The following is a 19,815-nucleotide window of genomic DNA, read 5'->3' as shown; positions in this document are numbered from 1 at the left end:
ACCTTGCGCATGTGTTCGGTTCACCTGATCCGAAGGGGCGGACGAATGCAAGGGGGTCGTTGGCTTGCACGCGGCCGCTCGCGCGGGCGCGGCATTGTCGCGGCACCGCGGCGAAAGGATCGCCGCGTTACGATTGACCTCGCGCCATGCATGTTGCAGGAACGACGGGATGTCTTGATTAGCGCTTTCCAGCCGGGTCGCCCGAGGCCCGCCAGAGGACCGACTGATGACCGAGCATACCTCCCGCGAGCAGATGGAATACGATGTCGTCGTCGTGGGGGGCGGCCCGGCGGGCCTGTCGGCGGCGATCCGTCTGAAGCAGCTCGACCCCGACCTGTCCGTGGTGCTGCTCGAGAAGGGGTCCGAGGTCGGTGCGCACATCCTATCGGGTGCGGTGCTCGATCCTGTCGGCCTGAATGCCCTGATTCCCGACTGGAAGGAAAAGGGCGCGCCGCTGAACACGCCGGTGACGGAGGACCACTTCTTCGTCCTCACCCCCACGGGTCAGACCATGCTGCCGTCCTGGCCGGTGCCGAAGCTCATGGACAACCACGGCAACTACGTCGTGTCGATGGGCAATGTCTGCCGCTGGCTTGCGACCCAGGCCGAGGAACTCGGCGTCGAGATCTTCCCCGGCATGTCCTGCTCGGAGCTGGTCTACGGCGAGAACGGCGAGGTGCGCGGCGTGGTTGCGGGCGAGTTCGGCAGGCAGTCCGACGGCACGCCCGGCCCGAGCTACGAGCCGGGGATGGAACTTCTCGGCAAGTATGTCCTGCTGGCCGAAGGCGTGCGCGGCTCGCTCTCCAAGCAGGTGATGGAGAAATTCGACCTCCGCAACGGCTACGGGCCGCAGAAATACGGCCTCGGCATGAAGGAGATCTGGGAGATCGACCCGGCCAAGCACAAGCAGGGCCGGATCTGGCACACGATGGGCTGGCCGCTGGGCAAGAACGCGGGCGGCGGCTCGTTCATCTACCATGCCGAGAACAACCAGATCTTCATCGGCCTCGTCGTCCACCTGAACTACGAGAACCCGCATCTCTATCCCTATCAGGAGTTCCAGCGCTTCAAGCACCATCCGATGGTGGCCGAGTTGCTGAAGGGCGGAAAGCGCGTGGCCTATGGTGCCCGCGCCATCTCCGAGGGCGGCTACCAGTCGCTGCCGAAGATGGTGTTCCCGGGTGGTGCGCTGCTCGGCTGCTCGGCCGGCATGGTCAACGTGCCGCGCATCAAGGGCAACCACAACGCCATGCTCTCTGGCAAGGCCGCGGCCGAGGCAGCCCATGCCGCGATCAGGGCCGGCAGGCAGGGCGACGAGCTTTCCGACTACGAGAAGGCCGTGCGCAAGGGGCCGATCGGCAAGGACCTGTGGAAGGTCCGCAACGTGAAGCCTATCTGGTCGCATCTCGGGCTCTACGCCTCGATGGCGCTGGGCGGCCTCGACATGTGGACGAACAGCCTCTTCGACTTCTCGTTCTTCGGGACGATGAAGCACAAGAAGACCGACGCCGCCGACACGGGCCTCGCCAAGGACTTCGCCCCGATCCAGTACCCGAAGCCCGATGGCGTGCTCTCCTTCGACCGGCTGACCAACGTGGCCTTCTCCTTCACCAATCACGAGGAAAGCCAGCCCGCGCATCTGAAGCTGAAGGACCCGTCGATCCCGATTGCTGTCAACCTGCCGAAATTCGCCGAACCTGCGCAGCGCTACTGCCCGGCCGGCGTCTACGAGGTGGTGAGCGAGGATGGCCGCGATCCGCGCTTCGTGATCAACTTCCAGAACTGCGTGCACTGCAAGACCTGCGACATCAAGGACCCGAGCCAGAACATCGACTGGGCCACGCCGCAGGGTGGGGACGGTCCGAACTATCCGAACATGTGAGCCTCTGACAATTGCGAGAGCGGCCCCCTTCCGCACCTGCGCGCATTGCCTTGCCCGCGCGGCAAGACTAGCGTTGCCGCAAAGCGGAGGCGAATTCTCATGGCGAACATCCTGATGCGGCCGGTCCTTGGTCTGGCGCTCGCGGCGCTTCTGCCGGTGGCGGCTGGGGCGCAGGAAGAGGATGCAGGTGCCTACCTCGCTGCCCGCGTGGCTGCCGCCGGCAGCGACTATCGCGCAGCGGCCGACTGGTTCACCCGGGCGCTTGCCTCCGACCCAGCAAATCCCAGCCTGATCGAGGGCGCCCTGATTTCCGACTTCTCGCTCGGCGAGATCGACAAGGCGGTGCCGCTCGCCACTCAGCTGGTGGAGGCGGGAGCGGGGGCGCAGGCCGCGGCTCTGGTGCTGCTCGCCGACCGCGCCACGCGCGAGGACTATTCGGCCATCCTTAAGGGCGAGCCCACCGGGCTGGGCCCGTTGGTGGACAGGCTTTCGCTCGCCTGGGCCGAGTTCGGAGCAGGGCGGATGTCCGAGGCGCTCGCGGCCTTCGACAGCCTTGCCAGGACCGAGGGGCTCGAAGCTTTCGGACTTTATCACAAGGCGCTCGCGCTTGCCGCGGCCGGCGATTTCGAGGGGGCCGACGAGATCCTGTCGGGCCGCGACGGAAATGCGCTGAGGGTGATGCGGCGCGGCTCGATCGCGCATGCGCAGATCCTCAGCCAGCTCGACCGCAATGCCGAGGCCATCGACATGCTCGACAAGAGCTTCGGCACCGACGCCGATGCAGGGATCGATGCGCTGAAGGCGCGGCTCGCCGCCGACGAGACACTGCCCTACGATGTGGCGCGGAACGCCTCCGACGGCATGGCCGAGGTCTTCTTCACGCTTGCGGGCGCCCTGAGCGGAGAGGTGGACGACGGATCGACCCTTCTCTACGCGCGGACCGCGACCCACCTGCGCCCCGACCACACCGAGGCGTTGCTGCTCTCGGCGCAGATCCTCGACAACCAGGGCCAGCACCAGCTCGCGTCAGAGACCTACGCGCGGATCCCGACGTCCGACCCGATGTTCTTCGTGGCCGAGATCGGCCGCGCCGACGCGCTGCGCGCGGACGGCAAGACCGAAGCCTCGCTCGAGGTGCTGCAGGGTCTGGCCCGCAGCCGCAGCGAGCTGATGCAGGTGCATCTCGCCCTTGGCGATGCGCTCCGCCGCGAGGAGCGGTATGCCGATGCCGTCACGGCCTACGATGCCGCTCTCGCCCGCGTGCCCGCGCCCGAGCGACAGCACTGGCCCATCTTCTACAGCCGCGGCATCAGCCACGAGCGCCTGTCGCAGTGGGCCGAGGCCGAGGCTGACTTCCGGCGTGCGCTGGAACTCAATCCCGACGAGCCGCAGGTGCTGAACTACCTCGGCTATTCCTTCGTGGACCGCGGCGAGAACCTCGACGAGGCGCTTTCGATGATCGAACGCGCCGTGGCCGCCCGGCCCGAGAGCGGCTACATCATCGACAGCCTTGCCTGGGCCTATTTCCGGCTCGGCCGCTACGCCGATGCTGTAGAGCCGATGGAGAAGGCCTCGCTGCTCGAGCCGGTCGATCCCATCGTCACCGACCACCTCGGCGATGTGTACTGGGCCGTCGGGCGCAAGCTCGAAGCCCGTTTCCAGTGGCGCCGCGCGCTCTCCTTCGATCCCGAGGACAAGGAGGCGCAACGCATCCGCCGCAAGCTCGAGGTCGGCCTCGACGCGCTGCTGGCGGAGGAAGGCGCGAAACCCTTGTCCGTAGCCGTAAGAGCGAATGACTGAAGCCTTTGCCCGCGCCAAGATCAACCTGACCCTGCACGTCACCGGCCAGAGACCCGACGGCTACCACCTCCTCGACTCGCTCGTGGTCTTCGCCGATGTGGGCGATACCGTCAGGGCCGAGCTGGCCGAGCGGCTGAGCCTCGAGATCACCGGGCCCCGGGCGGCCGAGCTTCCGGCCAGCGACGACAACCTCGTTCTGCGGGCGGCCCGTGCGATGGGCGGGCAGGCGGCGCGGCTCACGCTGGAGAAGCAGCTGCCGGTCGCCTCCGGCATCGGCGGGGGCTCCGCGGATGCGGCGGCCACGCTGAGGGCGCTCGCTGCGCTGTGGAAGGCGCCCCTGCCGGACGCTGCCGCCGTGCTGAGGCTCGGCGCGGACGTGCCGGTCTGCCTCGCCGAGCGGGCGGTGCGGATGTCGGGGGTGGGGGAAATCCTTGCGCCGCTCAAGGCTCCTCTGCCTTCCGCGTGGCTCGTTCTGGCGAACCCCGGTGTCGCGGTGCCGACGCCGCCGGTCTTCAAGGCGCTCACCTGCCGCTCCAACCCGCCCATGCCTGACAACCTTCCGGATTGGGCGACGGCCGAGGACCTCGCGGACTTCCTCGCGGGGATGCGCAACGATCTCGAGGAGCCGGCCATTTCGCTCGCCCCAGAGATCGCGGACACACGGGCCGCGCTCGCAGCGCAGCCCGGATGCCTGACTGCCCGCATGTCGGGCTCGGGCGCCACCTGCTTCGGTCTCTTTTCCGCCGAACGACCCGCACGCGCGGCGGCCGAGGCGTTGCGCGCCGCCCATCCCGGCTGGTGGGTCGAACCCGGACGCATGACTGGCTGACCGGGCATCAACCGTTTGGCAGAGGGGCGATTCTGCCTCAGGCTGGTCTGGTTCAGCCGGAGATGCCGATGTGTTCCTGATGCGCCTTCTTCTCGCCCTGTCTCTCTGGCCTGCGCTTGCGACGGCTCAGGTAGACGCCACGCCCGCCAGCGATCCGGCGCGATTCATCGCGCTCGAGACCGTGGCGCGGACCGATGCCGCCGTGGAGAGCTTCGCGCGCAGCCTCGAGGCAACGGCCATCGCCGAGGCAGAGGCGGGCCCCGGCAGGCCGGTCGATGTCGGAGGCGAACTGGTCGAATTCGCTGACGGCCGGCGCCTGCTGCGCGTCTCGCTCTGCGGCGGCGCCTGGTTCGGCATTCTCGGATGCCACTCGAGCCTGCACCTGATGCCGGCGGGTGGACAGGGCTTCATGCGTGTGCTCGACCTGATCGGCGCTCCGTCGATGTGGTTCGACAGCCGCGAAGGTGTCGGCGGCTGGCCCGACCTCATCTTCGAAGGACAGCGCGCGGACCATCCTCCCTATATCCGCTGGCGCTGGACGGGTGCGACCTTCGACAAGATCTGGCCCCCGGGTTGAGGGCTTGTCACGGCTGCGGATCGCCGAGCAGCCGCGCGGCGATCTCACTTCCGCGATCGTCAATGCCCTCAGGCGATGCGCTCGACCACGAAATCCGCAAGGTCGTGCAGCATGTCGCGCAGCGGATGTTCGGGCAGGAGCGTGAGCGACTCGCGGGCCGTCGCCACCCAGCCGAGCGCATCCTGCCGTGCGGCCTCCATGGAGCCGTGGCGCGCCATGATCGCATGTGCCTCGGCGAAGTCGCCTTCGCGCTGGTCGCCCTTCTCGATGACCCGCTGCCAGAAGGCGCGCTCCTCGGTATCGGCCCTGGCCACGGCCTTGATGACCGGAAGCGTCAGCTTCCGCTCGCGGAAATCGTCGCCGGTGTTCTTGCCGATCTGTGCATCCGCCCCGCCGTAGTCGAGCAGGTCGTCCACGATCTGGAAGGCGATGCCGAGGGCGTCGCCATAGGCGTGCAGCGCGTCGACCTGCGCGTCCGTGACGCCCGCGATGACGCCGCCCACCTCTGTCGCGGCCGCGAACAGCGCCGCTGTCTTGCCCCGCACCACCTGGAGATAGATCTCCTCGGTCGTGCGCAGATCCTGCGCGGCGGTCAGCTGCAGCACCTCACCCTCGGAGATCGTGGCCGAGGCATTGGCGAGGATGTCCATCACGCGGAGCGACCCGGTCTCGACCATGAGCTGGAAGCTGCGGGCAAAGAGGTAATCGCCGACGAGGACCGAGGACTTGTTGTCCCACAAGAGGTTGGCGGTCGGCTTTCCTCGGCGGCGATGGCTTTCGTCCACCACGTCGTCATGCAGGAGCGTCGCCGTGTGGATGAATTCGACGGTGGCTGCGAGATGGATGTGATAGGGACCCTCGTAGCCGCAGAGCCGGGCCGCGGCCAGCGTCAGCAGCGGGCGCAACCGCTTGCCGCCCGCCTCGACGAGATGCGCGGTGACCTCGGGAATGCGGGGCGCGTGTTTCGAGGCCATCCGCTCGCGGATCAGCGCGTTGACGGCTGCCATGTCCTCGGCCAGCCATGCGGCGAGCCGTTCATGCGGCTTTTGCGAAACCTCGTCCAATCCCATCCCGATCCTGCAACCTGCTCGACAAACCGAAGAGTTGCCGACAATGTCCCCGACATGAAGGAACTGTTGCGCACGACCGACCCGACGATCATCGCCTTCGCCACCGCGCTCCTTCAGGGCGAGGATATAGACGCCTTTCCGGTGGACGTCCACATGAGCGTCCTCGAAGGCTCGATCGGCATTTTGCCGCGGCGGCTCTTTGTCCCCGAGGAGGACTGGGAAAGGGCCTGCCGGGTGATGGCCGACAACGGTATCCAGACGACGCCCTGATGTTCTCGCCGGACGAGCTGACGGACGACGGGTTCCTCGGCGGGAGGCTGAGAGTGCTGCAGCCGCGGCGCGGATATCGTGCGGCGACCGACCCGGTCCTGCTCGCGGCCGCCGTGCCGGCAGTGGCAGGACAGAGCGTGCTCGAACTCGGTTGCGGGGCAGGCGTGGCGAGCCTCTGCCTCGGCTGGCGCGTGCCGGGCCTTCGTCTCGCGGGGCTGGAACTGCAGCCGGCCTATGCGGCGCTCGCCCGCGAGAACGCGCTGCGCAACGATCTGGCGCTCGAGGTCGTCGAGGGCGACCTGACGGCGATGCCATCCGGCCTGCGCCGGAGCTTCGACCACGTGATCGCCAATCCTCCCTACTATCCGGCAGGCGGTGGAACACGCGCCGCCGACGCGGGACGCGAGCGGGCGATGCGCGAGGCGACGCCCCTTCCGCTCTGGATCGAGGCGGCCGTGCGTCGGCTTGCGCCCCGCGGCATTCTGTCGCTGATCCTCGGCGCGGATCGCCTGCCGGATGCACTCTCTGCCCTCGATGTGCGCATGGGCTCCACCGTTCTGCTGCCATTGCAGGCGAGGGAAGGGCGCGCAGCCAAGAGGATCATCCTCCAGTCGCGCAAGGGCGGACGCGCGGCATTTCGCCTGCTTCCGCCCTTCATCCTGCACGAAGGTGCCCGTCACGAAGGCGACCGGGAGGCTTTCACCCCGGTCGCTGCCCACATCCTGCGCAACGGCGGCGAATTCCCGCTAAGGTTGAGCTGATCTGGCGCGAGAGGCCGCCAAAAGGCCCGAGTTTACGTGACACGACTCAACCTTTGTGATGAACTCATGACACTCGGATCATGCACAGGAGGACGAGAATGACTGTCGCTTCGCATCTGCAGGAACTTCGCCGCAGGCACGAGACCCTCTCTGAGCGCGTGGAGAAAGACCAGCGTAATCCGGCCATCGACGCCCTGAAGATCTCCGAGATGAAGAAACAGAAGCTGAAGCTGAAGGAAGAGATCGCCCGTCTGTCTCAGGCGTGCTGAGTGCGCGGCGCCGGGCCTGAGGCGCCGGTGCCCCGATCCTCTGCGGCGAGGATGTTTTCAGCCGCCGGTTGATCCCGCCATGACCAGAATGCAAGAGCCGCGCAGGGATGACCTGCGCGGCTCGTCTGTTCTTCGGCGCCGCACTCAGGCGAAATACTGGCCGCCATTCGCGGTGATGGTCGAGCCGGTGACGAAACCCGCGTCGTCCGAGGCGAGGAAGACGACGCAGCGCGCGATCTCTTCAGGCTCGCCGAGGCGGCCGGTCGGGATCTGGGCGATGATCGACTCGCGCACCTTCTCGGGCACCGCCATCACCATCTCGGTCGCGATGTAGCCGGGGCAGATCGCGTTGACGGTGATCCCGGCGCGCGCACCCTCCTGCGCCAGCGCCTTGGTGAAGCCGAGGTCGCCCGCCTTGGCGGCGGAATAGTTCGCCTGCCCGGCCTGGCCCTTCTGGCCGTTGATCGAGGAGATGTTGATGATGCGGCCGAACTTGCGGTCGCGCATCCCGGACCAGACCGGATGCGTCATGTTGAAGAGGCCGGAGAGGTTCGTGTCGATGACCTCCTTCCACTGGTCGCGCGTCATCTTGTGGAACATCGAGTCGCGCGTGATGCCCGCGTTGTTCACGAGGACCGCGACGGGGCCGAGGTCGGCCTCGACCTGCGCGATGCCGGCTGCGCAGGCGTCATAATCGGCTACGGACCATTTGTAGGTCTTGATGCCGGTCTCTTCGGTGAACTTCCGCGCTGCCTCGTCATTGCCCGCGTAATTCGCGGCGACCGTGTAGCCCGCATTCTTCAGCGCCACCGAGATCGCGGCGCCAATGCCGCGCGACCCGCCAGTCACCAGAGCAACCTTGGACATGTTTCCTCCTCTGAATCTCTGTCCTTTGAAAGACTGTTATAGAAACGGAATAGGGTGCGCAATATTATTGCGCACCCATTCTTGCCTGCAGCGGAAGATCAGGGACGCTCGAGGCACATGGCGACACCCATGCCGCCACCGATGCAGAGGGTTGCGAGGCCCTTCTTGGCATCGCGGCGCTGCATCTCGAACAGCAGCGTGTTCAGAATGCGCGCGCCCGAGGCGCCGATCGGGTGGCCGATGGCGATCGCGCCGCCGTTCACGTTCACGATCGACGGATCCCAGCCCATGTCCTTGTTGACCGCGCAGGCCTGCGCGGCAAAGGCCTCGTTAGCTTCTACGAGGTCGAGATCGCCGACCTTCCAGCCGGCCTTCTCCAGCGCCTTGCGGCTGGCATGGATCGGGCCCACGCCCATGATCGACGGATCGAGGCCGGCCGTCGCATAGGAGGCGATGCGGGCAAGCGGCTTCAGCCCGCGCTTCTCGGCCTCGTCGGCGCTCATGACCAGCACGGCGGCTGCGCCGTCGTTGATGCCCGAGGCGTTGCCGGCAGTCACGCTGCCATCCTTGGCAAAGGCCGGGCGGAGCTTGGTCATCCCGTCGAGTGTCGCGCCATGGCGGATGTACTCGTCGGCATCCACCGTGACTTCACCCTTCCGGGTCTTGATGACGAAGGGCACGATCTCGTCGGCGAACCGGCCGGCCTTCTGCGCCGCCTCGGCCTTGTTCTGGCTGGCGAGCGCGAATTCGTCCTGCATGTCGCGGCTGATCTGCCACTGGTTCGCCACGTTCTCGGCGGTCTGGCCCATGTGGTAGCCGTTGAAGGCGTCCCAGAGCCCGTCCTTGATCATGGAATCGATGAAGCTCAGGTCGCCCATCTTCTGGCCCGCGCGGAGGTGCGCCACGTGGGGCGCGAGGCTCATGTTCTCCTGCCCGCCGGCCACGACGATGGCCGCATCGCCGAGCTGGACATGCTGGGCCGCCAGCGCCACCGAGCGCAGGCCCGAGCCGCAGACCTGGTTGATGCTCCAGGCCGCGCTTTCCTTGGGCAGGCCCGCCTTGACATGCGCCTGACGCGCCGGGTTCTGGCCCTGACCCGCGGTCAGCACCTGGCCGAGGATGGTCTCGCTGACTTCCGACTTGTCGATCCCCGCACGGGCGACCACGGCCTCGATGACGGCGGCGCCGAGATCATGGGCGGGCGTGCCTGCGAAGGCTCCGTTGAAGCTGCCGACGGCCGTGCGCGCCGCCGACACGATTACCACGTTGGTCATGTCCGATCCTCTCCCTTGAGCCGGTGCCGGCAGAGGGCATTCTCCGCCGCTTCGCAGAAATTGGGTAAGCACCGGGAGGCCATTGCGCAAGATGTTTGCGCTCGCGGCCGTGTCCGGTGTCGCGGAGGGACGCGCAAAGGCGTCGTCAACCGGCTGCATCGGCAAAGGCGGGGCAGGAGTATCGAATAGCGCGCAGGCCCTGCTTGGGCGGCGCCTTTTCGGTCAGGCGGACAGGCGCGCGCCCGCAGCCTCCCACGAGGGTTGGGTGCGCGGGGCGCCGAACAGGTAGCCCTGCAGGCAGTCGACGCCTGCGGCGCGAAGCCACTCCGCCTCGTCCGCGGTCTCGACGGATTCGGCCACGGTGAACATGTCGAAGTGGCGGGCCACCGAAAGCATCGCCTGGGTCAGCACCTGGTTGTCCGGATCGCGGTGGATGTTCCGGATGAACTGGCCGTCAATCTTGATGATGTCGAAGAAAAAGTCTTTCAGATAGCGGAAGGCGGTGAAACCGGCGCCGAAATCGTCGAGGGCGAAGGAGATCCCGTCGCGCTGAAGCTCGTCCATGAAGGCGATCACCAGCTCGGGCACCTGCATCGCCGAGCTTTCCGTGATCTCGAGGATGAGACGCGGCCCGAGGCTCGCATCTGCCCGCACGGCGCCTTGCAGCGTCTGCATCCAGCGTGTGTAGCCGATGGATCGGGCGGACATGTTGATCGACAGCTTGATCCCCGGATTCCGGGACAGCGCCGCAAGGCCCATCTCGAGCGAGGCGCAGTCGATCAGGCGGCCCAGTTCCTGCGTCTCGATGGCCGACATGAAATCGCGGGCCGGAATGATCCGGCCGGTCTCGTCCAGCACCCGGATCAGACCTTCGTGAAACACGGTCCTGGACGTGTCGCGCGCGATGACCACCGGTTGCCAGGCCAGCACAAGCCGCTCGGCCCGCAGGGCCTGCTCGACCATGCGCAACGTCTGCCGCTCGATCTCGTCCATGGCGAATTCGAGCGGCGTTCCCATCGGGGACGAACCTGGTCTGAGTTCCTGTGCCATTCCCGAAACCTTCCCTGCCTCGAATCCGATGACAGATTGCAGACACAACCGTAAAGAAAAAGTTCAGGCAAACATCTCTATCATTCGGATATGAACCCCATACGCTGCACCTGGTGCGGGCAGGACCCGCTCTACATCGCCTATCATGACGAGGAATGGGGGGTTCCGGAACGGGACGCCCGCGCCTTGTGGGAGAAGCTCATTCTCGACGGGTTTCAGGCGGGCCTCGCCTGGATCACCATTCTGAGAAAGAGGGACGCCTTCCGCACGGCCTTCCATGGCTTCGAGCCCGCGGTCATCGCCTCCTGGGGCGAGGACGAGGTCGTGCGGTTGCTCGGTGATGCCGGCATCGTGCGCCACCGGGGCAAGATCGAGGCGACGATCGGCAACGCCCGCGCCTTCATCGCCATCGAAGAGAAGGGCAGCTTCGCGGACTTCCTGTGGAAGCACGTGGACGGGCGCCCGATCCAGAACCGCTTCACGAGCATGGCCGAGGTGCCGACCGAGTCGCCGGCCGCACGCGCCATGTCGAAGGAGCTGAAGGCGAACGGCTTCCGCTTCTGCGGGCCGACCATCGTCTATGCCTTCATGCAGGCGACAGGCATGGTCAACGACCATATCGTCGACTGCTGCGCCCACGACCGTTGTGCGCGTCTCGGCGGCTGACCGGCCTGCGGGCCTCAGGGGCGCGGAGCGGCCGCCCGGCGGAGGCGGTCGTTGATCGCGCGGCCCAGCCCCCTCTCGGGCACCGGGGCGACGGCGATGGGCTGCCCCAGACGGTCCGCCTCGCGCAGCAGATGGAAAAGACTGGCCGCGGCCTCAACGAGATCGCCCGAGGGCGACAGGTTCAGCGGCCCGCCCGTCGCGCCGAAGCCGATCCAGGTCTCGTCCGGCTCGGGCCGGAGCACCTCCAGCCTCAGCGGCACGCCCGGCGCATAATGCGAGGCAAGCTGGCCGGGCGACGACGGCCGTTCGGCATTTCCGCCGGTCGCAAGCCGGCGCCCGAGGCAGTCCTCGATCGCTTCCACGGGCAGGCCACCCGGACGGAGGAGGAGCGGCGGGTCACCCGGCGCGACGATGGTCGACTCGACCCCCACCTCGCTGGCGCCGCCGTCGAGGATCGCGTCGATCCGGCCGGCGAGCCCCTCCATCACGTGCTCGGGCCGGGTCGGGCTGACGCGGCCCGAAGGATTGGCCGAAGGCGCCGCCAGCGGGCCGCCGAAGGCGCGCAGCAGCTGCCGGGCGAGAGGATGCGCCGGCACCCGGATCGCGACGGAGGAGAGGCCGGCCGAGACGAGCGGCGAGACCGGCGTGTCGCCGAGCGGCAGGACGAGGGTGAGCGGTCCGGGCCAGAAGGCGTCGGCCAGACGCTCGGCCTCGGCATCGAAGCGCGCGTGGCGGCGGGCAGCGGCAAGATCCGGCAGATGCACGATCAGCGGATTGAACTGCGGACGGCCCTTCGCCTCGAAGATCCGCGCGACGGCTCGGTCGTTGCGCGCATCGCCGGCCAGCCCGTAGACCGTCTCGGTCGGCAGCGCGACGAGCCCGCCCTCCGCGAGCAGGCGGGCGGCCTCGGCGATGCCTTCGGGCGTGGCGGGCAGGAGGCGGGTGTCGGTCATCGCGTGACGCAGCGTTCAAGCTTGAGGATCGGGGGGCGTGCAGTAGGCTTCGGGCTGACTTAGACCCGTCCGCCGCCTTTGCCAAGGCAGGCCCTCCCGGAGGACATCATGCCGTATCGCGCCCCGCTGGCAGACTTTCGCTTTCTTCTGGGCCATGTGGTGGGCCTCGGACAGGTTGCGGCGACGGAACGGTTTTCCGAGGCGACACCGGAGACGGTCGAGGCGATCCTCGTCGAGGCCGGCAAGCTCTGCGAGGAGGTGCTGGCGCCCCTGCAACGGCCGGGGGACATGCATCCGGCTCGGCTCGAGAACGGGGTGGTGCGGACGCCGCCCGGTTACGCCGAGGGCTTTCGGGCCATTGCCGAAGGCGGCTGGGTGGGGATCTCGGCCGATCCCGAACATGGCGGCATGGGCCTGCCCATCTCGGTGACGACGGTGGTGAACGAGATGATGGCCTCGGCCTGCCTGTCGCTTCAGCTCAACCCCTTGCTGACGCAGGGCCAGATCGAGGCGCTGGAGCATCACGCCTCGGACGAGCTGAAGGCGCTCTACCTTCCGAAGCTCATCTCAGGCGAGTGGAACGGCACGATGAACCTGACCGAGCCGCAGGCGGGCTCGGATGTGGGCGCGGTCCGGACGCGGGCGGAACCGCTCGGCGACGGGACCTATGCGGTGACCGGGCAGAAGATCTACATCACCTGGGGCGACAACGACTTCAACGCCAATGTCTGCCATCTGGTGCTGGCGCGGCTGCCCGATGCCGCGCCGGGAACGCGGGGCATCAGCCTCTTCCTCGTGCCGAAGTTCCTTCCAGATGCCGATGGCAACCCGGGCCCGCGCAACGCGGTGACGGTGGTCAGCCTCGAGGAGAAGCTGGGCCTGCACGGATCGCCGACGGCCGTCATGGACTATGACGGCGCGAAGGGCTGGCTCGTCGGCGAGCCGCACAAGGGAATGGCTGCGATGTTCACGATGATGAACAACGCCCGCCTCGGCGTCGGCGCGCAGGGCGTGGGGGTGGCCGAGGCGGCAACCCAGGCCGCCGTCACCTATGCGCTGGAGCGCCGGCAGGGCGGGCAGGGCACGATCTTCGAACACGCCGATGTGCGCCGGATGCTCGCGGTGATGAAGGCCGAGACCTTCTCGGCCCGCGCCATCGCCCTTGCCTGTGCCGTGGCGCTCGACATGGGGCGGGCGACGGGTTCGGCCGAGTGGAAGGCGCGGGCCGCGCTGCTCACGCCGATCGCCAAGGCCTACGGCACCGACATCGGCATCGAGGTCGCCTCGATGGGGGTGCAGGTCCACGGCGGTACCGGCTTCATCGAGGGCACGGGGGCGGCGCAGTTCCTGCGCGACGTGCGGGTGACGGCGATCTATGAGGGCACCAACGGCATCCAGGCGATGGACCTCGTGGGCCGGAAGATGATGGATGGCGGCGAGGCCGCCTTCCGCCTCCTGCAGGAGATCGAGGACGCGGCCGAGACCGCGCGCCACAGCCTGCCGGATCTGGCCAACGACGTCTGGGCTGCCTCCGAGGCGCTGCGGGATGCGACCGAGACGCTTGTCGGGCAGGAGATGCAGGACCGCTATGCCGGGGCCGTTCCCTATCTGCGCGCCTTTGCCCGCGTGCTGGGCGCGCATTTCCACCTCACGGCGGCAGTCGCCGACCCCGCGCGCGAGCCGTTGGCAAGGGTCGCGATCCGCAGGCTGCTTCCGGAGCATGCGGCGCTGCTTGCGCAGGTGCGCGAGGGGGCGGCGGGTCTCTACGCGCTTTCGCCCGAGGATCTGGCGGCGTGACCTGCCAGATCCGCACGCCGTTCGAGGTCCCGCCTGCGGAAGGCGATGCGGTTCCTCTGGCCGAGGGCGTGCTCTGGCTGCGCCTGCCGCTGCCGATGCAGCTCGACCATGTGAACGTCTTCGCGCTCGACGACGGGGACGGCTGGACGCTGGTGGACACCGGCTTCGACAGCAGGCGCGGGCGGGCGATCTGGCAGCGGCTGATGGAGGGTCCGCTCGGCGGCCGCCCGATCCGCCGGGTGATCGTGACCCACTATCACCCCGACCACATCGGCATGGCGGGGTGGTTCCAGTCGACGGGCGCCGAACTGACTACCACCCGCACCTCCTGGCTCTATGCCCGGATGCTCGTGCTCGACGTCCAGACGGTGCCTGCGCCCGAGACGCTGGACTTCTGGCGCTCAGCCGGGATGCCTCCGGACATGCTGGCCGAGCGCGCGGCGGAACGGCCCTTCAACTTCTCGGACATGGTGGCGCCTCTGCCACTCGGCTTCACGCGGATCGTCGAGGGCGACGAGCTGACCGCGGGCGGGCGGCGCTGGCGGGTCCGCATCGGCCATGGCCACGCGCCGGAACATGCCACGCTCTGGAGCCTCGACGACGACCTCGTGCTCGGCGGCGACCAGCTTCTGCCGGGGATCTCGGCGAACATCGGCGTCTATGCCTCGGAGCCCGATGCCGATCCGCTGGCGGACTGGCTCGCCTCCTGCCGCGCCTTTCAGGCGCATGCCGAGGACCGCCACCTGATCCTGCCGGGACACAAGCTTCCCTTTACCGGCCTGCCGCTCCGCCTGCGCCAGATGGTCGAGAATCACGTGGGCGCGCTCGACCGGCTCCGCGCGCATCTGGCGGAACCACGGACGGCGGTCGGCTGTTATGTCCCGCTGTTCGGGCGCGAGCTGACGGGGTCGGCCTACGGGATGGCGCTGGTCGAGGCGGTGGCGCATCTGAACCACCTCTGGCACCGGGGCGAGGCCAGCCGGACGCGTGGCGCGCGGGGCGAGTGGATCTGGCGGCGGGCATAGCCGTGCACCTCGCATGCTGGAAGGCGGGCGGGCAGGATGGCAGAGGCGGCGCTCTGTGCGTGGCCATGCCCGCGACCTGCAGAGGACTGACCGCCTGATCCGGCCTCCGAGCGACGGCGTGAAGCCCTGAGGGGGCGAAGGCGTGACAGAAGCGAGGAAATCGGATAGATGGCAGAAGATAACAAGGGAACCGGACCGATGGCAGATCATACGCACCCCGCCCACGGGCATGTGCCCGGCAGCATGGACATCAGCCAGCAGGAAAAGACCTTCGCAGGCTTCATCCGCATGGTGTCATGGGCCGTCGTCGGCATCCTCGCCCTGCTGATCTTCGTGGCCCTCGTGAACGGCTGACCTCGGGCAGACCACGTCAGCGGACATACGATGCGCCATCTCCTCTTCTGTGCCGCCTTCCTGGCGCTGGCCGCCTGCGGCGGTGCCGAGCCCGTCTGGGCGCCCGACGATCAGGTCGCCCGTGCCCGGTTCGTCTCGGGCGAGCCTACGTCGCTCACCCTATTTACCGTAACCCGGGTGACGGACGGATCGGGGGCCCATTCGGGCCTTCTCATCAACGGATCGCAGGTCGTCATGTTCGACCCCGCGGGGTCATGGCACCATCCGGCGCTGCCCGAGCGCAACGACGTCCATTTCGGCGTCACGCCGAAGGTCGAGGCCTTCTACATCGACTACCATGCACGCGAGACCTTCGACGTCCACGAGCAGACCGTCATGGTTCCGCCGGAGGTCGCCGAGGCCGTGCTGCGTCACGCGATGGCCTACGGAGCGGTGCCGAAGGCCAACTGCGCGCGGGCGATCTCGATCATCCTGCACGGCACGCCGGGACTGGAGCAGATCGGCGTCACCTGGTTCCCGAACCGCCTGCGCGAGGAGTTCGGCCGTCTGCCGGGTGCGACCACCCGCACGATCCATGACGACGATGCGGATGACAATCACGGCGTGCTGATCGTGCAGCATGGCGATCCGCGGCTCGGCTGAGGCTGCTCCGGATGATGGCCCGCGTTCGCGCCGGCGGTCAGAGTGCCAGAAGCCAGGGCGTCAGGTAGAGAACGGCTGCGCCTCCGAAGATCGCGGCGAAGACGTTGCGCGTGAGCAGTCCCACGGCAACCGTCGCCACCGCCGCGGCGAGGCGTGCGGGATCCGTCTCGCCCCCCGTGGCCTGCGGCCAGAGAACGAGCGGCGCGACCAGACCCGGAAGCACGGCCACCGGCGTATAGCGCAGCATGCGCAGCGCCCAGACGGGCAGCGAGCGACTGCCGATCAGCCCGAGGAACGAGAACCGCAGCAGGAAGGTGCCGAGGCCCAGCACGATCATCACGATCCAGACCTGTGTCGTGTTCTCGATCATGCCATGCGCCTCCGCTCGGTCCAGGCCTCGACCTGAGCCCCCGTCACCATCGCGGCCAGCGCGGCCACGAGCAGTCCGCCATTGTAGGGCACGAAGGCCAGCGCCAGCGACAGCGCCACCGAGACGAAGGCCGAGGCGATATGGGCCGGCGTCCGCAGCAACGGCGCGATCATGGCGAGGAACGTGATGGGCACCGCGAAATCGAGCGCGAACTCGGGCGGGATGCTCGTGCCGAGCTTCGCGCCGACATAGGTCGCGACATACCACAGCGGGCAGACCGGCAGCACCGTGCCGAAGAAGAAGGCGATCTTCTCGCCAAGGCTCTGCTGCGGGCGGCGGTCGTATTCGATCATCGACGCGGCATAGGTCTGGTCGACGAGGCAATAGGCCATCAATGCCCGCAGCCCCACCGGCGCCTGTCCCAGATGCGGCGTCAGGGACGCGGAATACATCGCCATCCGCAGGTTCACCGCCAGCGAGGTGGCGAGGATGATGATAGTCGGCGCATGGTCGGCCATCATCTGCACCGCTGCGAACTGCGCCGCGCCCGCAATGACGATGATCGAGAAGCCCATGACTTCGACGATGTCGAGGCCCGCCTCGGTGCCCACGACGCCGAAGAGCAGCCCGAAGGGCGCGATGACCAGCGAGAAGGGGGCTGCGGCCCAGAGGCCGCGCAGGAATGCCGAGCGTCGGACGGACATGGGAAACCTTCGGGTTGTCGGCCGTATCTCTTGCGCTTAGGGCTTCTGGTCGGGCGATGCAATCGGAGGCGCCATGAGACTCTTCGGACTGATCCTCGCAGGCGGTCAGGGCCGCCGCATGGGCGGCACCGACAAGGCCTTCCTCGCGCTGGCCGGCAAGCCGCTGGTGCAGTTCGCGGTCGAGCGGCTCGGACCGCAGGTCGAGGAGCTCGCGATCAGCGCGAACGGCGATCCCGCGCGCTTCGCGGCGCTGGGCCTGCCGGTGCTGGCCGACGAGCATCCGCAGGGTCCGCTCTCGGGCGTGCTTGCCGGCCTGCGCTGGGCAGCGGCCGCAGGGGCCGATGCGCTGGTGACGGCGCCGGTGGATACGCCGTTCCTGCCCGGCGACCTCGCGCCGCGGCTCTGGCTTGCCGGGGATGGCGGCTGCGCCGTGGCCGAGGCGGGCGGGCGCGTCCATCCGGCCTGCGGCCTCTGGCCGGTGGCACTGGCCGGGGATCTCTCGGACTGGCTTGCGGCGGGCGAGGCGCGCGTCATGGGCTTCGCGGCGCGGCATGGGGCCGCACGGGCTGGATTTCCCGACGAAAACGCCTTCCTCAACCTGAATGCGCCGGATGATCTCGCCCGCGCCGAATCGATGCTGCGGAAGGGTGCATGAGGGTCTACGGAATCATCGGCTGGAAGGACGCGGGTAAGACCGGCCTCGTCGAGCGGCTGGTCGCGGCCGTCGCGGCAAGGGGCTTTACGGTCTCGACCGTCAAGCACAGCCATCATGACGTGGATCTCGACCGACCGGGAACCGACAGCCATCGCCACCGCACGGCGGGCGCGACCGAGGTGGTGCTGGCCGGACCCCGCCGCCTGACCTTCATGCAGGAGCATCACGGGGAAGCGCCCCGCCTTGCCACGATCCTCGACCGGATGGCGCCGGTCGATCTCGTGCTGGTGGAGGGCGGGAAGTCCGAGCCACACCCCAAGATCGAGGTGTTCCGCCAGACCAACGGGAAGGAGCTGATCCAGCCGGGCGATCCTTGGGTGCGGGCCGTGGCGAGCGACGTGGCGCTGTCGCTCTCGGTGCCGGTCCTCGATCTGGACGACGCGGAGGCCGTGGCCGATTTCATCCTTGCCGATACCGGGCTCGTGCGGTCGGGCTTCGACACCGTCATCGCCGTGGACTGGTCGGGCGCCTCGGTGCCTTCGCCGCGCAAGCCCTCGTCGGATGCGATCTGGATCGGCGTGGCCTCGCCGCTTGGCGAGACGGTCAGCTACCACCGCACGAGGGCCGATGCCGAGGCACATCTGAGCGATCTCTTCGCCTTCGAACTTGCCGCGGGGCGTCGGGTGCTGGCGGGCTTCGACTTCCCCTTCGGCTATCCGCAGGGCTTCGCGCCGCGCCTGACCGGCGAAGCCTTTGCGCCCGCCCTGTGGGACTGGCTGGAGCAGCGGATCGAGGACGGGCCGGACAACGCCAACAACCGCTTCCAGCTGGCCGACCGGATCAATGCGGACTTCCCCACGTCCGGCCCGTTCTGGGGCCGCCCCGGCGGACTGGAACTCGCGAACCTGCCCGACCGCAAGCTGTGCGACCACGAGGCCCTCGGCATTGCCGAGCGGCGGCGGGTCGAGCTTGCCGTGCCGAGGGCCCATCCGGTCTGGAAACTCTACACGACCGGCTCGGTCGGCTCGCAGGCGCTGCTGGGCCTGCCGGTGATCGCGCGCCTCCGCCGCCGCTTCCATGCCTCGGCATGGCCCTTCGAGGGCGGCTCCGGGCCGCTGGTGGTGGCCGAGATCTACCCGTCGCTCCTCGGGCCGCAGATCACCAAGGCGACGCGAGAGGGCGAGATCAAGGACTCGGCGCAGGTGCGGCTGATGGCGCGCGCGCTCTGGCGCATGGCCCGGGATGGCTCGCTCAACGATCTCCTCGCGGACGTGCCCGACTGGCCGGGTCGCGCCGAAGAGGGCTGGATCCTCGGCGCGGGTCATGCCGAGCAACTCCGGCTTGCCCTGATATGAAGGTCGCGCTGCTGCACGGCCTGCCTGCATCGCAGAGGCAACTGGCTGCGGAACTCTACTGGCAGGCCTTCGGCGGCAAGCTCGGCGGTGTCATGGGGCCGGAGCCGCGGGCGCTCGCCTTCCTGCAGCGGGTCATGCGGTCGGATCACGTCATCGCCGCTCTCGATGGCGAGGGGCGCTTGATCGGCCTCGCGGGTTTCAAGACGCCGACGGGCGGGTTCGCCGGAGGCACCTTCGCCGACATGCGGGCGGTCTATGGCACATGGGGCGGCACCTGGCGCACCCTCATCCTCCGGGCACTGCAGGGCGACGTCGACAACGAGCGGTTCCTGCTCGACGGGATCTGCGTCGCGCGCGAGATGCGCAGCCAGGGGATCGGCAGCGCGCTTCTGGCCGAAATCTGCGCCGAGGCCACACGGCGCGGCTACCCGGCCGTGCGGCTCGACGTCATCGACACCAACTGGCGCGCCCGCGCGCTCTACGAGCGGACGGGCTTCGTCGCCGTCCGCAGCCACGGGATCGGCCCCCTGCGCCACATCTTCGGCTTCAACGCCGCGATCACGATGATCCGCCACGTCGCGGGCTGATCCGGCCTGCCGGCGCGGGGCTGCGGACCGGGTCTTCCGGGGCACCGGCCGGTCTGCT

Annotated in this window: 22 protein-coding genes; 15 read left to right on the top strand and 7 right to left on the bottom strand. The window is 68.3% G+C overall.

Going from position 1 to position 19,815, the window contains the following annotated elements; all coding sequences use genetic code 11:
• Window positions 1-226 precede the first annotated feature (226 nt).
• From ACTVZP_RS11275 to ACTVZP_RS11260, 4 genes are all read left to right on the top strand, one after another.
• Window positions 227-1,882 (top strand): electron transfer flavoprotein-ubiquinone oxidoreductase, encoded by a 1,656-nt coding sequence (locus tag ACTVZP_RS11275; RefSeq protein ID WP_443212247.1) that lies wholly within the window; start codon window positions 227-229, stop codon window positions 1,880-1,882.
• 99 nt (window positions 1,883-1,981) lie between these two features.
• Entirely contained in the window at window positions 1,982-3,682 is a 1,701-nt protein-coding gene (locus ACTVZP_RS11270) for a tetratricopeptide repeat protein (RefSeq protein WP_443212246.1), read from the top strand.
• Entirely contained in the window at window positions 3,675-4,511 is an 837-nt protein-coding gene (locus ACTVZP_RS11265) for a 4-(cytidine 5'-diphospho)-2-C-methyl-D-erythritol kinase (RefSeq protein ID WP_443212245.1), read from the top strand. The genes ACTVZP_RS11270 and ACTVZP_RS11265 overlap by 8 nt, the downstream gene beginning before the upstream one ends.
• Window positions 4,512-4,590: 79 nt before the next feature.
• A complete protein-coding gene (locus tag ACTVZP_RS11260) occupies window positions 4,591-5,088 on the top strand; it encodes a hypothetical protein (RefSeq protein ID WP_443212310.1) in 498 nt (165 codons plus the stop codon).
• 68 nt (window positions 5,089-5,156) lie between these two features.
• Here ACTVZP_RS11260 and ACTVZP_RS11255 read toward each other — a convergent pair whose 3' ends face one another.
• Window positions 5,157-6,158 (bottom strand): polyprenyl synthetase family protein, encoded by a 1,002-nt coding sequence (locus tag ACTVZP_RS11255; RefSeq protein WP_443212244.1) that lies wholly within the window; start codon window positions 6,156-6,158, stop codon window positions 5,157-5,159.
• A gap of 54 nt (window positions 6,159-6,212) precedes the next feature.
• Here ACTVZP_RS11255 and ACTVZP_RS11250 point away from each other — a divergent pair, with 54 nt between their 5' ends.
• The 3 genes from ACTVZP_RS11250 (at window position 6,213) to ACTVZP_RS11240 (ending at window position 7,458) form a co-directional block, all read left to right on the top strand.
• Window positions 6,213-6,428 (top strand): putative signal transducing protein, encoded by a 216-nt coding sequence (locus tag ACTVZP_RS11250; RefSeq protein ID WP_443212243.1) that lies wholly within the window; start codon window positions 6,213-6,215, stop codon window positions 6,426-6,428.
• A complete protein-coding gene (locus tag ACTVZP_RS11245) occupies window positions 6,428-7,189 on the top strand; it encodes a tRNA1(Val) (adenine(37)-N6)-methyltransferase (protein WP_443212242.1) in 762 nt (253 codons plus the stop codon). The genes ACTVZP_RS11250 and ACTVZP_RS11245 overlap by 1 nt, the downstream gene beginning before the upstream one ends.
• Before the next feature lie 98 nt (window positions 7,190-7,287).
• Window positions 7,288-7,458 carry a YdcH family protein gene (locus ACTVZP_RS11240; protein WP_443212241.1) on the top strand — a complete coding sequence of 57 codons (171 nt, stop codon included), beginning with the start codon at window positions 7,288-7,290 and terminating at the stop codon, window positions 7,456-7,458.
• 144 nt (window positions 7,459-7,602) lie between these two features.
• Here ACTVZP_RS11240 and ACTVZP_RS11235 read toward each other — a convergent pair whose 3' ends face one another.
• The 3 genes from ACTVZP_RS11235 to ACTVZP_RS11225 form a co-directional block, all read right to left on the bottom strand.
• Entirely contained in the window at window positions 7,603-8,325 is a 723-nt protein-coding gene (locus ACTVZP_RS11235; RefSeq protein ID WP_443212240.1) for a beta-ketoacyl-ACP reductase, read from the bottom strand.
• 98 nt (window positions 8,326-8,423) lie between these two features.
• Entirely contained in the window at window positions 8,424-9,599 is a 1,176-nt protein-coding gene (locus ACTVZP_RS11230) for an acetyl-CoA C-acetyltransferase (protein ID WP_443212239.1), read from the bottom strand.
• 222 nt (window positions 9,600-9,821) lie between these two features.
• Complete coding sequence (locus tag ACTVZP_RS11225; RefSeq protein ID WP_443212238.1) at window positions 9,822-10,616, bottom strand: EAL domain-containing protein; 795 nt, start codon at window positions 10,614-10,616, stop codon at window positions 9,822-9,824.
• A 123-nt stretch (window positions 10,617-10,739) separates the two neighbouring features.
• Between ACTVZP_RS11225 and ACTVZP_RS11220 the strand changes: the two genes are divergently transcribed.
• The gene (locus ACTVZP_RS11220) at window positions 10,740-11,315 is read left to right on the top strand and encodes a DNA-3-methyladenine glycosylase I (protein ID WP_443212237.1); all 576 of its coding nucleotides are present in this window, start codon (window positions 10,740-10,742) and stop codon (window positions 11,313-11,315) included.
• A 14-nt stretch (window positions 11,316-11,329) separates the two neighbouring features.
• Here the strand turns inward: ACTVZP_RS11220 and ACTVZP_RS11215 are convergent, their stop codons facing one another.
• Complete coding sequence (locus tag ACTVZP_RS11215; protein WP_443212236.1) at window positions 11,330-12,268, bottom strand: L-threonylcarbamoyladenylate synthase; 939 nt, start codon at window positions 12,266-12,268, stop codon at window positions 11,330-11,332.
• A gap of 108 nt (window positions 12,269-12,376) precedes the next feature.
• Between ACTVZP_RS11215 and ACTVZP_RS11210 the strand changes: the two genes are divergently transcribed.
• The 4 genes from ACTVZP_RS11210 (at window position 12,377) to ACTVZP_RS11195 (ending at window position 16,086) form a co-directional block, all read left to right on the top strand.
• Window positions 12,377-14,065: an acyl-CoA dehydrogenase gene (locus ACTVZP_RS11210; protein ID WP_443212235.1), complete on the top strand. Its 1,689-nt coding sequence runs from the start codon at window positions 12,377-12,379 to the stop codon at window positions 14,063-14,065.
• Window positions 14,062-15,090 carry an MBL fold metallo-hydrolase gene (locus ACTVZP_RS11205; RefSeq protein ID WP_443212234.1) on the top strand — a complete coding sequence of 343 codons (1,029 nt, stop codon included), beginning with the start codon at window positions 14,062-14,064 and terminating at the stop codon, window positions 15,088-15,090. The genes ACTVZP_RS11210 and ACTVZP_RS11205 overlap by 4 nt, the downstream gene beginning before the upstream one ends.
• 168 nt (window positions 15,091-15,258) lie before the next feature.
• Window positions 15,259-15,444, top strand: coding sequence for an aa3-type cytochrome c oxidase subunit IV (locus tag ACTVZP_RS11200; protein ID WP_443212233.1), 186 nt, complete (start codon window positions 15,259-15,261; stop codon window positions 15,442-15,444).
• Between the two features lie 30 nt (window positions 15,445-15,474).
• Entirely contained in the window at window positions 15,475-16,086 is a 612-nt protein-coding gene (locus tag ACTVZP_RS11195; RefSeq protein WP_443212232.1) for a hypothetical protein, read from the top strand.
• A gap of 37 nt (window positions 16,087-16,123) precedes the next feature.
• Here ACTVZP_RS11195 and ACTVZP_RS11190 read toward each other — a convergent pair whose 3' ends face one another.
• Window positions 16,124-16,456: an AzlD domain-containing protein gene (locus ACTVZP_RS11190; RefSeq protein WP_443212231.1), complete on the bottom strand. Its 333-nt coding sequence runs from the start codon at window positions 16,454-16,456 to the stop codon at window positions 16,124-16,126.
• The gene (locus ACTVZP_RS11185) at window positions 16,453-17,160 is read right to left on the bottom strand and encodes an AzlC family ABC transporter permease (RefSeq protein ID WP_443212230.1); all 708 of its coding nucleotides are present in this window, start codon (window positions 17,158-17,160) and stop codon (window positions 16,453-16,455) included. Before ACTVZP_RS11185 ends, ACTVZP_RS11190 begins: the two co-directional genes overlap by 4 nt.
• A 73-nt stretch (window positions 17,161-17,233) precedes the next feature.
• On the opposite strand from ACTVZP_RS11185, the gene mobA reads away from it, so the two are divergent.
• Genes mobA through ACTVZP_RS11170 form a run of 3 tightly spaced genes read left to right on the top strand, consistent with a single transcriptional unit; the run spans window position 17,234 to window position 19,757 of the window.
• A complete protein-coding gene (mobA, locus tag ACTVZP_RS11180) occupies window positions 17,234-17,815 on the top strand; it encodes a molybdenum cofactor guanylyltransferase MobA (protein ID WP_443212229.1) in 582 nt (193 codons plus the stop codon).
• Entirely contained in the window at window positions 17,812-19,170 is a 1,359-nt protein-coding gene (gene mobB / locus ACTVZP_RS11175) for a molybdopterin-guanine dinucleotide biosynthesis protein B (RefSeq protein ID WP_443212228.1), read from the top strand. Before mobA ends, mobB begins: the two co-directional genes overlap by 4 nt.
• Entirely contained in the window at window positions 19,167-19,757 is a 591-nt protein-coding gene (locus ACTVZP_RS11170) for a GNAT family N-acetyltransferase (protein WP_443212227.1), read from the top strand. Before mobB ends, ACTVZP_RS11170 begins: the two co-directional genes overlap by 4 nt.
• Window positions 19,758-19,815: the final 58 nt, after the last annotated feature.

Origin of the sequence: Rhodobacter sp. NSM (assembly GCF_052244495.1) — a bacterium.
Taxonomy (GTDB): Bacteria; Pseudomonadota; Alphaproteobacteria; order Rhodobacterales; family Rhodobacteraceae; genus Cereibacter_A.
Note: the sequence above shows the minus strand (reverse complement) of the source record. Positions and strands in the feature narration are given on the sequence as shown.

What these genes read in the sequence shown, in the direction of transcription:
- ACTVZP_RS11275 (WP_443212247.1), top strand. Translation starts at nt 227, where the DNA reads ATGACCGAGCATACCTCCCGCGAGCAGATGGAATACGATGTCGTCGTC.
- ACTVZP_RS11270 (WP_443212246.1), top strand. Translation starts at nt 1,982, where the DNA reads ATGGCGAACATCCTGATGCGGCCGGTCCTTGGTCTGGCGCTCGCGGCG.
- ACTVZP_RS11265 (WP_443212245.1), top strand. Translation starts at nt 3,675, where the DNA reads ATGACTGAAGCCTTTGCCCGCGCCAAGATCAACCTGACCCTGCACGTC.
- ACTVZP_RS11260 (WP_443212310.1), top strand. Translation starts at nt 4,591, where the DNA reads ATGCGCCTTCTTCTCGCCCTGTCTCTCTGGCCTGCGCTTGCGACGGCT.
- ACTVZP_RS11255 (WP_443212244.1), bottom strand. Translation starts at nt 6,158, where the DNA reads ATGGGATTGGACGAGGTTTCGCAAAAGCCGCATGAACGGCTCGCCGCA.
- ACTVZP_RS11250 (WP_443212243.1), top strand. Translation starts at nt 6,213, where the DNA reads ATGAAGGAACTGTTGCGCACGACCGACCCGACGATCATCGCCTTCGCC.
- ACTVZP_RS11245 (WP_443212242.1), top strand. Translation starts at nt 6,428, where the DNA reads ATGTTCTCGCCGGACGAGCTGACGGACGACGGGTTCCTCGGCGGGAGG.
- ACTVZP_RS11240 (WP_443212241.1), top strand. Translation starts at nt 7,288, where the DNA reads ATGACTGTCGCTTCGCATCTGCAGGAACTTCGCCGCAGGCACGAGACC.
- ACTVZP_RS11235 (WP_443212240.1), bottom strand. Translation starts at nt 8,325, where the DNA reads ATGTCCAAGGTTGCTCTGGTGACTGGCGGGTCGCGCGGCATTGGCGCC.
- ACTVZP_RS11230 (WP_443212239.1), bottom strand. Translation starts at nt 9,599, where the DNA reads ATGACCAACGTGGTAATCGTGTCGGCGGCGCGCACGGCCGTCGGCAGC.
- ACTVZP_RS11225 (WP_443212238.1), bottom strand. Translation starts at nt 10,616, where the DNA reads ATGGGAACGCCGCTCGAATTCGCCATGGACGAGATCGAGCGGCAGACG.
- ACTVZP_RS11220 (WP_443212237.1), top strand. Translation starts at nt 10,740, where the DNA reads ATGAACCCCATACGCTGCACCTGGTGCGGGCAGGACCCGCTCTACATC.
- ACTVZP_RS11215 (WP_443212236.1), bottom strand. Translation starts at nt 12,268, where the DNA reads ATGACCGACACCCGCCTCCTGCCCGCCACGCCCGAAGGCATCGCCGAG.
- ACTVZP_RS11210 (WP_443212235.1), top strand. Translation starts at nt 12,377, where the DNA reads ATGCCGTATCGCGCCCCGCTGGCAGACTTTCGCTTTCTTCTGGGCCAT.
- ACTVZP_RS11200 (WP_443212233.1), top strand. Translation starts at nt 15,259, where the DNA reads ATGGCAGAAGATAACAAGGGAACCGGACCGATGGCAGATCATACGCAC.
- ACTVZP_RS11195 (WP_443212232.1), top strand. Translation starts at nt 15,475, where the DNA reads ATGCGCCATCTCCTCTTCTGTGCCGCCTTCCTGGCGCTGGCCGCCTGC.
- ACTVZP_RS11190 (WP_443212231.1), bottom strand. Translation starts at nt 16,456, where the DNA reads ATGATCGAGAACACGACACAGGTCTGGATCGTGATGATCGTGCTGGGC.
- ACTVZP_RS11185 (WP_443212230.1), bottom strand. Translation starts at nt 17,160, where the DNA reads ATGTCCGTCCGACGCTCGGCATTCCTGCGCGGCCTCTGGGCCGCAGCC.
- mobA (WP_443212229.1), top strand. Translation starts at nt 17,234, where the DNA reads ATGAGACTCTTCGGACTGATCCTCGCAGGCGGTCAGGGCCGCCGCATG.
- mobB (WP_443212228.1), top strand. Translation starts at nt 17,812, where the DNA reads ATGAGGGTCTACGGAATCATCGGCTGGAAGGACGCGGGTAAGACCGGC.
- ACTVZP_RS11170 (WP_443212227.1), top strand. Translation starts at nt 19,167, where the DNA reads ATGAAGGTCGCGCTGCTGCACGGCCTGCCTGCATCGCAGAGGCAACTG.